The organism is Proteus sp. Marseille-Q3619 (assembly GCF_965283115.1).
Map to the genome: position 1 here is coordinate 1,882,359 of NZ_CBDIMP010000001.1, position 12,566 is coordinate 1,894,924.

Here is a 12,566-nt window from a genome sequence, read left to right on the forward strand (position 1 = left end):
CTACGTCAAGTGACTTAGAATAATAGCTTTGTGATAGGTCACAGCTTTTTTCATTTTTCTTTATATTTTGTACTCATTTCCAGCTTTTATTGTTGCAAACTTCCCTTTTTAGGTGTGGTTATAATAAGAATTGACACTATTGAATAGATTACCTATATTCCAAGTCATTGTTATTTTAACGAGTGATTAATCCTATGAATTTACTGATGATATGCCAATCTCAGCAAACTTCATCAATAATAGGATTAATTTCTGTTGCTTCTATACCTATTGAGATCCTCGCTTCACCGCCTCCGCCAGTGAAAGTGGTTGTAGTCAATACAACGGTTGTTGTTGCAACTCACGTTGCTTAATTAATTCGCTAATAATCATTAAAAATAATCAAGCTCTCTTATTGCTTGTTTTACAGGTATATCATCATGTACTTAGGTCAATATTGGGCAAAATTCGGCCCGACGACATTATTCGTTTTATTATGGAGCAGTGGTGCTATTTTTTCTCGCTGGGGATTAGATAATGGTAGCTCATTTGCTATTTTAACTTGGCGCTTTATTATCGCTTTAGCATTTCTCTCTTTTTTGTGTATTCAACGCCATCGCTTTTTGCCCCCAAAAGGAAGTCGTTTAAAAACGGCATGGGTCGGCTTATTGATTATTGGTGGTTATTCCATCTGTTATCTTTTAGCACTCGCTAATAGCATTACACCAGGAATGTTAGCCACAATTATGGGCGTTCAGCCGATTATTACACTATGGATAATAGAACGTAATTTTACCGCGACACGGCTATTAGGGCTTTTAATCGCCTTGGCAGGATTAGTGTTAGTGGTTGCTCAAAGCCTATTTAATACAGCCCTTTCATTAACGGGAATGATTTACGCGTTAGTTGCACTACTTTGTATGAGCTTCGGTGCAATCTCACAGAAAAAATTGCAATTAGCGCCAATGGATGCTCTACCGCTACAATATGTTGTTAGCCTTATGTTGTGCTTGTTATTTGTGCCATTCCAGCCTTTTCACGCCTCATTCGACATTGGCTTTGTCATTCCTGTACTTTGGCTTGCTGTTATTATTTCTGTTGTTGCTCAATTACTGCTATACCGCTTACTCACAGCAGGTAATTTAGTTAACGTCACGAGCTTATTTTATTTAGTACCTGGCGTGACAGCATTAATGGATTACATCTTCTTAGGTAATAAAATGTCTTGGCTAAGTTTAGCGGGAATGGGTGCAATCATTGTGGGCTTATTGTTTGTTTTTAAAAAGCCCAAAGCCATTATTGTAGAAGAGGCGATAGACTAACACTATGTTCACTATGCGTTAATAAATGATGAGCTCGACATTAGAAATAAAAATGCTGACATTGACGTCAGCATTTTTTTAGTGATATTTAGAGATAAGTGAATTACTTATCGCTTTCAACACTCAGTAATTCAACTTCAAAGACTAATGTTGAGTTAGCTGGAATACCACTTGTCGCACGTTGTCCGTAGCCTAATTCTGGTGGAATAACTAACTTGATTTTACCGCCTTCTTTGATGTACTTCATACCTTCAGTCCAGCCAGGAATAACGCTTTTCAGGCTAATTGTCAGAGGTTCGTTACGATCATAAGAGCTATCAAATTGTTTACCATCAATCAGCATGCCTTTGTAGTTTACAGTAACGCGATCAGCATCTGTTGGTGTCTTACCTTTACCAGGATTTTCAACTAAATACAGTAAACCTGATTTGGTTTTTACCACACCTTTTTCCGCTGCAAACTCTGTACGGAATTTATCACCCGCAGTTTTATTCTCAGTCGCTTCTTTTTCCATTTTTGCTGTTGCAGCAGTACGGACTTGATCTTCAAAAGCAGCTAACGTTAATTCAATTTCAGAGTCTGATAATTTTGATTTACTATTAAATGCATCCTGAACACCTGCTAACAGTTGTTTAGAATCTAAAGTAATACCAATATTTTTTTGTTCTTGTAATGCAGCTTCCATATAGCGACCCATCGACGCGCCTAACGCATAGGCATTTTGCTCATTTTGAGTTTTAAATGCGCTATTTAGTGTTGGCACTTTAGCTACTGCTGTTTCTTCAGCGAATGCATGAGGTGCACTGAATGCGAAAGCTAAACTGGTTGCCAGCAACGTCGTTTTTAATAAAGATTTCATCCCATTCTCCAGTATATGTTAGTGAGTCGCTACGTTTTGCAAACGATCATCATAGATCTTCGCCAAAACATTTTGCATCACTTCTTGCTGTCGTTGCGGTATATACTCATCCGCGGGTAGCAATTTTATATGAATTTAAAAAATTTGCCGACACTCTTAACAGTTAATGTTAGGATTTTTGTCAGCACAGAGTGCTATCACATTAGCAAAATAGTCTTTTATCTCAAACCAGATTTATGTCTTCCTGTGTATATATCAGTAAATAAGATTAAATTTCGCGAGTTTGTTAATCATATTCGTCGTAATAGGACTTTTTAAAGGAGGAAAAACACAATGGATATTAAGGAAGTAGAGCGATTGCTCATTCAATTAGAAAGCAAAGTTGCTTTCCAAGACGCGACTATTGAAGAATTAAATCAGGTGGTCACACAGCAGCAAATTGAAATCAGCCGCTTTAAAGAAGCCTTAAAAATTGTTTCTGAGCGCCTAAAAAATTCTCAAACCTCAATACTTGCTAGACCCGAGGATGAAACGCCCCCACCTCACTATTAAGTCGCCATTCGCTGTTAATATCAAAAATGAAAACAAAAAAGGAGCGCTTAAACGCTCCTTTTGATCTTTTCAAAAAAAGATTAGTGCTGGCAACCACAACCGCCATTGCCGTGGCCGTGACCACCGTGACCATGACCGCCGCCACCGCAGCATCCACCTTCTTCACCGTGTGAATGACCATGACCATGACCGTGACCGCCGCCACAGCATCCGCCTTCTTCACCGTGACCGTGGCCACCACAACATTCGTGCTCTTCTTCTTCACCGTGTACGTGACCGTGAGCTAATTCTTCTTCAGTCGCTTCACGAATTGCAACGATTTCAACATGAAACTTCAGGTTTTGACCTGCTAACATGTGGTTACCATCAACGATAACTTCGTCACCTTCAATACCTGTGATTTCTACTGGTACTGGACCTTGATCGGTATCAGCAAGAAAACGCATACCAACTTCTAACTCATCAACACCCACAAAAACATCTTTCGGTACGCGTTGAACTAAGTTTTCGTCGTATTGACCATATGCATCATCAGAAGCAACTTCTACGTCGAATTTTTCACCGACTTCGCGACCTGTTAATGCATTTTCTAAACCACTGATTAAAGAACCACGGCCATGCAGATAGTCTAACGGTGCGCTCACCGTGGACTCATCAACTAAAACACCGTCTTCTGATCTTACTTGATAAGCCAGACTAACTACCAAGTCGTTTGCTACTTTCATGACATCTCCTACATACCCGTGGGCAAAATTTTCCCGATTGTAACGAAAAATAAATCTTCTGTATCGGGTTATATCAAAAAACCTACAATTATTGTGGTGTAAAGATCCCAATGACTTGTTCATTTTCACGAACAAGTGAGTTAACTTCACCCTCTGTTTGCCGTTGCTGGTGGCCACATTTTGCACATTCCACAATATCCACTTTATCTTCACGCCACATTTTGAGTGTATCTTGAGCTTTACAGTGTGGACACACGGCTCCTGCGATAAAGCGTTTACGGGTTGCAGACATGGGGTCAGTTCTCCTATTTATCAATAGATTTTTTTTCTTTATGTATTTGAGGAATGTCTTCTGTTAAAGATTCATCCCAAATATCAGGCTGATGGTGCTCTTGACGAATTTCTTCACTAAAGAGCTCCTCAAGTTCTCGTCTCGCTTCTTTCACTCGTGAAACGTTAGAGACTTCTTCAGGAGATTCATCCACCAGCTTTCTCAATAAGTTAATATCCAGACGACGGAAATGCTGTTGTGCCCGATAAGCTTGATGAGGATGCATGCCTAATTCAATTAACGTTTTACGTCCTAATTCTAAGGCGCTAGAAAATGTTTCACGGCTAAAATCTGTCACACCCGCTTTGAGCAACTCATGAGCTTCAACACGCCCTCTTGCCCTTGCAATAATATGCAAATTAGGAAAATGGTGTTGGCAAAGATGAACGATTTCCATCGTAGCTTCAGGCTCATTGCAGGTGATAACAATAGTTTTAGCATGCTCAGCACCAGCTGCGCGCAATAGATTGAGATCGGTTGCATCACCGTAATAAACTTTATAGCCATATTTACGCATGGTGCTTATGCTTCCGACATCATGCTCTAATACCGTGACATTAATCTTATTCGCCATTAATAAGCGCCCTACAACCTGCCCCATTCGACCAAATCCAACAAGAATGACCTCTGGGTGGTTATTTTCAACAAAGGGCTGTTCGTCCGTTTTAGCTTCATTATAACGACGAGCAAACACAGCGTCTGTCATTTGCATCACAAGAGGTGTTGTCATCATAGAAAGTGTGACAACAACCAACAATAACGCCATTTGCTGACTATCTAATACGCCCATTGCCATAGATGTTGAGAAAACAACAAACGCAAATTCCCCACCTTGGCTTAACACCGCTGAGAATTGTAAACGCGTGGAAAAGCGCAATCTAGCTAACCAAGCAATACTATAAAGTATCAACGCTTTCACAATAACCAGAACTAAGACGCCCAATAATACTTGTGGAAGATAACGCCATAAAATGCCGATATCTAAAGACATACCAACAGAGATAAAAAAGAGTCCTAAAAGTAGACCTTTAAAAGGTTCAATGGAGATCTCTAATTCATGTCGATATTCTGAATCTGCCAATAACACTCCCGCGATAAAGGTTCCCATAGCCATTGAAAAGCCTAGGGTTTCCATAAAAATAGCGGCACCCAATACCACAAGTAGCGCAGCAGCTGTAAAAACTTCTCTTACTCCTGATTTCACAACTAAGCGTAAGAGTGGACGTAATAAATAACGACCACAAATCAGTAAACCAGCAAAAGCGGCCACTTTCACGCCAATACGATACCAATCACTGCTTGCCGTTTCTCCGGCTAACAAAGGAATAACGGCAAGGATAGGAATAACCGCCATATCTTGGAAAAGTAAAACAGCAAAACCTAATTGCCCGCCTTCATTATGGTTCATTCCTTTCTCGTTCATAAGTTGCAATGCCATCGCAGTAGAAGACATCGCAATACCTAATCCACCAATAACGGCTGCCTGCCACGAGAAAGAAGTGAAAACGAGAATGAGTCCTGAAAAAATAGAGGCGGTTAATACCACCTGCATTGAACCAACACCAAAAATGGCACGCCTCAATTCCCATAATTTGGCTGGATTTAATTCCAAACCAATAAGGAACATTAAAAAGACCACACCTAATTCAGCAAAATGTAAGATGTTATCGACATCTTTAAACAGCCCTAAACCCCAAGGACCAATGGCAATACCAGCAATTAAATAACCGAGTACCGCACCAATTTTAAGGCGCTGTGCAATAGGCACCATAACCACGGCCGCACACAGGAAAAAGAGCACAGCTTTAATCATCCAATTATCTTCCATTAAGCTTGCTCCCCTTCAAGTGGCGCACTTAACCAATGGCGATAAGCTTCACTGATATGAGTCAGTGTTGTTTTAGATTGTTGTCTTGCTGAATACACAATCATTGGTGATAACCAGCGCATACCACACATTTCTGCCATTAATTCAAAGGGGCGTAATAATTCTGTGAGTGTGTAGTGATTTTTCCCATCATGTTGATAAGCCTGCTCAGGCTCTCCCGTTGTAATAACACAACGAAATGACTTACCCTTTAATTGTGCTCTACCTGCTTTGTTAGCAAATGGACGAGTTAGCACTCTATCTTGCCACTCTTTTAATAACGCAGGGCAACTATATGTTTGCAATGGAAATTGAAAAACGATCACTTGATGTTTACACAGCAAAGATTGTTCATGGTGTATATCAATAAAAAAATCAGGATAAATAGCATATAAATCATGGATAGTTATATTCTCTAAATCCCTCACCGCATTTAATAACGCTTTATTGGCGATTGATTGGCGCGGTTCGGGATGAACATACACCAGTAATACATTTGATGCGTTTGACATCATTCCTCCTTACAAAACGTGTCAGAAACCATTTTTTCCGTTACCATGCACGCATTGTGACCAACAGTTACGAACAACTTACTCTATATATTAATTTACATACTCTTAATAGACGATATTTATGATTGTTTTTTCTTCTTTGCAAATTCGCCGTGGTGTCAGAGTGTTACTGGACAATGCCAGTGCAACCATTAATCCAGGGCAAAAAATTGGTCTAGTCGGTAAAAATGGCTGTGGCAAAACCACATTACTTTCTTTATTGAAAGGTGAACTTCAAGCTGAAGCAGGCAATGTCACCTATCCTAGTACATGGTCAATGGCATGGGTTAACCAAGAAACACCTGCACTTGATGTACCTGCTATTGATTATGTTATTGATGGTGATAGAGAATACCGTCAGTTAGAACAACGATTACAAAAAGCTAACGAAATAAACGATGGTCACGCTATTGCACTGATACATGGGCAATTAGATGCAATTAATGCATGGACAATACAATCTCGTGCAGCGACCTTACTGAATGGTTTAGGTTTTAGCCAACAGCAACTTAATGAACCTGTAAAATCATTTTCAGGTGGCTGGAGAATGCGTTTAAACTTAGCACAAGCGCTGATTTGTCGATCTGATTTACTACTACTCGATGAACCCACCAACCACTTAGATTTAGATGCTGTAATTTGGCTAGAAAAATGGCTAAAAAGCTACACAGGCACACTTATTTTAATTTCCCATGACCGTGATTTTCTTGATCCGATCGTGGATAAAATCTTGCATATTGAGCAAGAAAGAATCTTTGAATATTCAGGTAACTACTCTTCATTTGAAATGCAGCGTGCAACCAAACTCGCGCAACAACAAGCTTTGTTTGAGAATCAACAAGCCAAAATTGCACACTTACAGAGTTTTATAGATAGATTTAAAGCGAAAGCGACAAAAGCAAAACAAGCTCAAAGCCGTGTAAAAATGCTTGAACGAATGGAACGTGTTGCTCCTGCACATTCGGATAACCCATTCCAATTTAGTTTCCGCCAACCTGAAAGCTTACCTAATCCTCTTTTATCAATGGAGAAAGTCAGCGCGGGCTATGGTGAAAAAGTTATTCTTAATGACATCAAACTCAATTTAGTTCCCGGCTCACGTATTGGATTATTAGGGCGCAATGGTGCAGGTAAATCGACACTGATAAAATTACTTGCAGGCGAAATTCAACCGTTACAGGGGAAATTGGCTCTTTCTAAAGGTATTAAACTTGGTTATTTTGCCCAGCATCAATTGGAGTTTTTACGCTCTGATGAATCGGCACTACAGCATTTAACTCGTTTGGCGCCCAAAGAAACTGAACAAAAACTACGTGATTACTTGGGCGGTTTCGGTTTTCATGGCGATAAAGTCACGGATGCTTGTGGTCAATTTTCTGGAGGTGAAAAGGCACGTTTAGTCTTATCACTTTTAGTTTGGCAACGTCCTAACTTGCTATTAATGGATGAACCAACAAACCACCTTGATTTAGATATGCGCCAAGCACTAACCCAAGCTCTAATTAGCTTTGAAGGGGCAATTGTTGTTGTATCGCATGATAGGCATTTATTACGCTCTACCACTGACGATCTCTATCTTGTACACGATGGTCAAGTTGAGCCATTTGATGGTGATCTTGATGATTACCAACAATGGTTAGTTGATCAAAATCGTCAAGAGGCACAGGCAAATAAAAGCCAACAAGATAACGACAACACTACGACAACCACCAATTTAAGTGCTCAAGATAAAAAAGAGCAAAAACGTAAAGAAGCTGAGTTTAGACAACAAACCCAGCCTTTACGCAAGAAACTCACAACATTAGAAAGCAAGATGGATAAATTAAGCCAAGAGCTTAGTGATATCGAAACTGCTCTTTCTGATAGTGGTATTTATGATACTAGCCGTAAAAATGAGCTTTCTGATTGCTTAAGCCGACAAGGTGTTGCGAAATCTGCACTAGAAGAAGTGGAAATGGAGTGGATGGAGTTACAAGAAACACTGGAAGAAATGACAAACACATTTGAAGCCCAGTAATACAACCCGATTCATTAAAAAAGGAACTATTTTAAGCGAAATAGTTCCTTTCTTTTTGCCCTTCAATTCATTCTGAAAATTTATACAATTCATTTCACTTACGGTATTTATATCATTTTACAATAGCACGATTTACACAAAACATAATCTCACTCTATCTAAAAATAACCCAATAAAAATAATCATCTAACGTTTATTTTCTACCTGTTTATATTAAGTAAGGGAAATAAATTCTTTCACGCTAAAGTTTTTAACATTCCAGCCGAATTAATCATTCTGCTAAGTGGACCTCCCACTTACCAACGAAAAGGCAAAGCTAATAGGTAGGGTTATGTTAAAACGAATTAAAATCTCTCAAGGTTTAATGTGTGTCCTGACTCTGTTTTGTATTATTCAGATCATTTCTGGAGTACAAAGCATTCACGATGCCTACCAGACTCAAAATACTCTTAAAAGAATTTCATACAGTTTCGATCAACTACGTACCATGGATAATACCTATGCGGAGTTGAATACATTACGTACTGATATTATTGCACAAGCATTTAGTTATATTTCAAACCCTCAAGCCGAGGATGCGAACATCACTGCATTTATGCAAACTATGCCTGCGCGTAAAGCGCAAGTTGATGCATTGATGAATGAATATGTTGAGCTATCTGCGCAAACAGGTTTCGATCAGCAGCGTATGGCGCAAATCAAACAGCTCTATCAAAAAAGCCGAGCTGATCTTGATTTACTGGCGCAGTATTTAAGTGAACGTAACACTAACGCGGTTCGTTTAATTTTAAAAAGCCCAGCAAACACTAACTTCACGAATTCCCTGTATGAAGCCACAGACTTTATTACCGATGAAGTTGTTAACCCTTCAGTCATTGAAGCAGAAGATAATTACCACAGCATGTTGTGGGTAGCATCACTCTTTATGGGTATCTTCCTCATCTTTACCACCTTAGTTCTTATTTGGATCCGCAAATACATTATTATGCGCATTAACCAAATGATCACCTATCAAGAAGCAATTGCTAAAGGTGATTTAGTCAGTCGCATTGATAGCGATATTTCAGGTAAGACTGAAATCGATCAGCTCATGCTTGGCTTACAGCAAATGCGTGCTCAATTAAAAGAGATGGTAAGCTCTATTCGCAATACGAGTGCAACTATTTACACTGGCGTACAAGAGATTGCTGCGGGTAATAATGACTTATCAAGCCGAACTGAAGAGCAAGCCAGCGCATTAGAAGAAACGGCATCCAGCATGGAGCAAATGACCGCAACTATTCGTAATAATACGGAAAGCGCTCGTGAAGTAACAGAACTCGTTATGAGCACTGCTGATATTGCCGTGCAAGGCGGTGAGCATAGTAATAAGATGGTTATGACAATGACCGACATTGCCGATCGCTCACAAAAAATTGGTGAAATCACTGCGGTTATTGATGATATTGCTTTCCAAACCAATATATTAGCCCTTAACGCTGCTGTTGAAGCGGCAAGAGCGGGCGAACAAGGTCGTGGTTTCTCTGTTGTTGCCAGTGAAGTTCGCAACTTAGCACAGCGTAGTGCAGAAGCGGCGAAAGAGATCAAAGAGCTTATTGAATCGACAATATTACGTGTTAGACAAGGTAATGATCTCGTCGAACAAGTTAGTTTATCAATGGGTGAGATTGTTACATCTGTTAATCATGTCTCGGGTTCGATGAAGGAAATTTTATCTGCATCAGAAGAGCAAACCCGTGGTATTGCACAAATCAGCCTTGCTGTTAATGAGATGGATAAAGCAACTCAGCAAAATGCGGCGATGGTTGAACAATCAACGGCTGCTTCTGCCACATTAAGTGAACAAGCAAGTATGTTGGATACGATTGTGAATACATTTAAAGTTGAACATGAAAAAATCGCACCAGCTAAAGCTAAATTACCCGCATTTTCAGCTAAGTCACAAGACACTGAAACACTTAAAACACCAACAATCAAAACCAATAATCATGAAATAGACGATAATTGGGAAAGCTTTTAATTATCTCTCTCACGTAACATCGTAAGAAAGAGCGGTGTAGAAAATAGTCCAGAACATATAACAAAACCTCTCCCTACCATACTCCCAGTAATTTTTCTGGGAGTATTTCTGATCCCACCGCACATAAACACAAAAAAACAGATCGTTTTTTATACGAAACAAAATGGTTTTTTTAGAAACATTAAGAGTATTTATGAAAGCGATAATTTTATTTTACTTATCATAAGATAAAAAGATAAATAAAAATAAAATACTGCTTATTATCATTTTAATATTCAAAAAAACATTATTAATATTTATATTTTAACAATTAACACAAAAAATAAGTAAGATAATATACTTATAGATTTTTCTATTAATCATTAGAAAATTTTAGCCATTAGCTGATAATTAAAGCTAAAAAAAGAAATATAAGTCGTCTTTACCATTAAACAAAGTAGAAAAGGTAAAGTTTTTAAACATTGAGCCGAATAAGTTTAATTGATAAATAGTTATCGCTCCTTGCTGTGTGTCCTACAAACCAATTAAATAGGTAAGGCTATGCTGAAACGAATAAAAATATCTAATGGCTTAATGTTTATCTTAATACTGTTTTGCGCCATTCAACTTTTTTCTGGTGCAATGAGTATCCGTGACGCGAGTTTAACAAATAAGCGGATCTCACAATTAGCAAATGGCTTTGAACAGATAAAAACGATGGATTATGGTTATGCTGAGTTAAATAAATTACGTGAAGATATGCTAAATGTTATGTTTGACGCTCATCTCACACCCGATATTGCAGAAAATAAAATCTCTGACTTCCTTTCCTCTTATCCAAAAAGAAAACAAGAAGTTATACGTATTATTACCGCATACTTCACTGCTACTGAAGAAGCTAATTTTGATCCCGAAAAAATAGAGAGTATGAAAAAGCTCTTTAATCGTGTGCTTTACGATCTTGACCAACTTGCATCATGTCTAGAGATACGCGATTACTACGGTTTTCAATCTCTTTATGCACATAATACCAATGAACGCTTCACTCAATCCCTTTATGAAGCAACAGATTACCTCAGTGATAACGTTGTTACTCACGCAATAAAAGCAGCTCAAGGTAATTATGAACGTACCTTGGTGTTAGCTTTTGTCTTTATGTTTGTTTTTATTCTTTTCACTGTCCTTGTTGTACTTTGGATACGTCGAAATATTGTTTTACGTATCAATCAAATTGTCGATTATATGTCGGAAATTTCACAAGGAAATTTATTAGAAAATAAAGATGTCACTGCAAAAGGAAATAATGAAATCGACCAATTAATTACAGGTATTCAATATATGCGTACCGAACTGTCATTAATTGTGAATGCGATCCGAGGAACAAGTCATCATATTTATACTGGTGTTCAAGAGTTATCCGCAGGGAATACCGATCTTTCTTGTCGTACCGAAGAGCAAGCGAGCGCATTAGAAGAAACAGCATCAAGTATGGAACAACTCACAGCAACAGTGAGAAATAATACAGAAAGTGCTCGTGAAGTTTCACACCTTATCAGCCAAACTTCCAATATTGCCAGTAAAGGGGGCGATGTCACCAATAGAATGGTGAAAACGATGACTGACATTGCTGATAGCTCACAAAAAATTGGTGAAATCACTGCTGTTATCAATAGCATCGCTTTTCAAACCAATATTTTATCATTAAATGCTGCGGTTGAAGCCGCCAGAGCAGGTGAACAAGGTCGGGGATTCTCCGTAGTTGCAACAGAAGTCAGAGAATTGGCACAACGCAGTGCCGAAGCTGCAAAAGAAATTAAAGAGTTAATTGATGCCTCTATTAGCCGTGTTCGCCATGGTAATGATCTTGTTGAGCAAGTCAGCATTTCTATGTGCGAAATACTGACTTCCGTAAAATATGTTGAAGATTCAATGACTGAAATTTTATCTGCATCAGAAGAACAAACTCGAGGCATTACTCAAGTCTCTCTTGCAGTCACTGAAATGGATAAGGCAACACAGCAAAATGCGGCGATGGTTGAGCAATCTTCCTCTGTTGCCAGCTTATTGACTGAAGAAGCAGGTAATCTTGAACAAATCGTTGAACAGTTTAAAACGGCTGAAAGTGAACAGTTCAATAAAAAGGCACAACACAAAGTAATAGAAAAACCGTTCTCATCTGAAACATCACTACATACAAAAAATGAGAAGATAAAAAATACAGTCAAAGATGAAGTGAAAGAGAAAAAATCGGCAAAAGGAACCGCAACTGTAAATGACGATGAAGATGAAGATGAAGATGATGATTGGACAAGCTTTTAATCCATTGATTTGATCATGATAAAAACGTGATTTAGATAAACACAA

The 12,566-nt window shown here is 38.6% G+C and carries 11 protein-coding genes; 6 read left to right on the top strand and 5 right to left on the bottom strand.

Annotation, left to right across the window (positions count from 1 at the left end; all coding sequences use genetic code 11):
- The first annotated feature begins 194 nt into the window (after positions 1–194).
- Both ACWPWK_RS08620 and ACWPWK_RS08625 read left to right on the top strand, forming a co-directional pair.
- Positions 195–353 carry a hypothetical protein gene (locus ACWPWK_RS08620; RefSeq protein WP_160230766.1) on the top strand — a complete coding sequence of 53 codons (159 nt, stop codon included), beginning with the start codon at positions 195–197 and terminating at the stop codon, positions 351–353.
- Positions 354–419: 66 nt separating this feature from the next.
- Positions 420–1,301 carry a DMT family transporter gene (locus ACWPWK_RS08625; protein WP_109374250.1) on the top strand — a complete coding sequence of 294 codons (882 nt, stop codon included), beginning with the start codon at positions 420–422 and terminating at the stop codon, positions 1,299–1,301.
- Between the two features lie 103 nt (positions 1,302–1,404).
- Here the strand turns inward: ACWPWK_RS08625 and fkpA are convergent, their stop codons facing one another.
- On the bottom strand, positions 1,405–2,160 hold the full coding sequence (gene fkpA / locus ACWPWK_RS08630) for an FKBP-type peptidyl-prolyl cis-trans isomerase (protein WP_109374249.1): 756 nt from the start codon (positions 2,158–2,160) through the stop codon (positions 1,405–1,407).
- Positions 2,161–2,493: 333 nt separating this feature from the next.
- Here fkpA and ACWPWK_RS08635 point away from each other — a divergent pair, with 333 nt between their 5' ends.
- Positions 2,494–2,712 (top strand): SlyX family protein, encoded by a 219-nt coding sequence (locus ACWPWK_RS08635; protein WP_023583298.1) that lies wholly within the window; start codon positions 2,494–2,496, stop codon positions 2,710–2,712.
- 80 nt (positions 2,713–2,792) lie between these two features.
- On the opposite strand, the gene slyD is transcribed toward ACWPWK_RS08635, so the two are convergent.
- From slyD to kefG, 4 genes are all read right to left on the bottom strand, one after another.
- Positions 2,793–3,437 (bottom strand): peptidylprolyl isomerase, encoded by a 645-nt coding sequence (gene slyD / locus ACWPWK_RS08640; protein WP_098941721.1) that lies wholly within the window; start codon positions 3,435–3,437, stop codon positions 2,793–2,795.
- A gap of 88 nt (positions 3,438–3,525) precedes the next feature.
- Entirely contained in the window at positions 3,526–3,729 is a 204-nt protein-coding gene (locus tag ACWPWK_RS08645) for a YheV family putative zinc ribbon protein (protein WP_109374248.1), read from the bottom strand.
- Positions 3,730–3,742: 13 nt separating this feature from the next.
- Positions 3,743–5,596 (bottom strand): glutathione-regulated potassium-efflux system protein KefB, encoded by a 1,854-nt coding sequence (kefB, locus tag ACWPWK_RS08650; RefSeq protein ID WP_100159728.1) that lies wholly within the window; start codon positions 5,594–5,596, stop codon positions 3,743–3,745.
- Positions 5,596–6,147, bottom strand: coding sequence for a glutathione-regulated potassium-efflux system ancillary protein KefG (gene kefG / locus ACWPWK_RS08655; protein ID WP_109374247.1), 552 nt, complete (start codon positions 6,145–6,147; stop codon positions 5,596–5,598). Before kefG ends, kefB begins: the two co-directional genes overlap by 1 nt.
- A 121-nt stretch (positions 6,148–6,268) precedes the next feature.
- Between kefG and ACWPWK_RS08660 the strand changes: the two genes are divergently transcribed.
- From ACWPWK_RS08660 to ACWPWK_RS08670, 3 genes are all read left to right on the top strand, one after another.
- Positions 6,269–8,203, top strand: a complete 1,935-nt coding sequence (locus tag ACWPWK_RS08660; protein WP_109374246.1) for an ABC transporter ATP-binding protein — start codon at positions 6,269–6,271, stop codon at positions 8,201–8,203.
- A gap of 331 nt (positions 8,204–8,534) precedes the next feature.
- The gene (locus tag ACWPWK_RS08665) at positions 8,535–10,223 is read left to right on the top strand and encodes a methyl-accepting chemotaxis protein (RefSeq protein ID WP_109374245.1); all 1,689 of its coding nucleotides are present in this window, start codon (positions 8,535–8,537) and stop codon (positions 10,221–10,223) included.
- Between the two features lie 540 nt (positions 10,224–10,763).
- Positions 10,764–12,521, top strand: coding sequence for a methyl-accepting chemotaxis protein (locus tag ACWPWK_RS08670; protein WP_109374244.1), 1,758 nt, complete (start codon positions 10,764–10,766; stop codon positions 12,519–12,521).
- Positions 12,522–12,566: the final 45 nt, after the last annotated feature.

Coding starts and splice junctions, on each gene's coding strand:
- ACWPWK_RS08620 (WP_160230766.1), top strand. CDS start 195: ATGAATTTACTGATGATATGCCAATCTCAGCAAACTTCATCAATAATA.
- ACWPWK_RS08625 (WP_109374250.1), top strand. CDS start 420: ATGTACTTAGGTCAATATTGGGCAAAATTCGGCCCGACGACATTATTC.
- fkpA (WP_109374249.1), bottom strand. CDS start 2,160: ATGAAATCTTTATTAAAAACGACGTTGCTGGCAACCAGTTTAGCTTTC.
- ACWPWK_RS08635 (WP_023583298.1), top strand. CDS start 2,494: ATGGATATTAAGGAAGTAGAGCGATTGCTCATTCAATTAGAAAGCAAA.
- slyD (WP_098941721.1), bottom strand. CDS start 3,437: ATGAAAGTAGCAAACGACTTGGTAGTTAGTCTGGCTTATCAAGTAAGA.
- ACWPWK_RS08645 (WP_109374248.1), bottom strand. CDS start 3,729: ATGTCTGCAACCCGTAAACGCTTTATCGCAGGAGCCGTGTGTCCACAC.
- kefB (WP_100159728.1), bottom strand. CDS start 5,596: ATGGAAGATAATTGGATGATTAAAGCTGTGCTCTTTTTCCTGTGTGCG.
- kefG (WP_109374247.1), bottom strand. CDS start 6,147: ATGTCAAACGCATCAAATGTATTACTGGTGTATGTTCATCCCGAACCG.
- ACWPWK_RS08660 (WP_109374246.1), top strand. CDS start 6,269: ATGATTGTTTTTTCTTCTTTGCAAATTCGCCGTGGTGTCAGAGTGTTA.
- ACWPWK_RS08665 (WP_109374245.1), top strand. CDS start 8,535: ATGTTAAAACGAATTAAAATCTCTCAAGGTTTAATGTGTGTCCTGACT.
- ACWPWK_RS08670 (WP_109374244.1), top strand. CDS start 10,764: ATGCTGAAACGAATAAAAATATCTAATGGCTTAATGTTTATCTTAATA.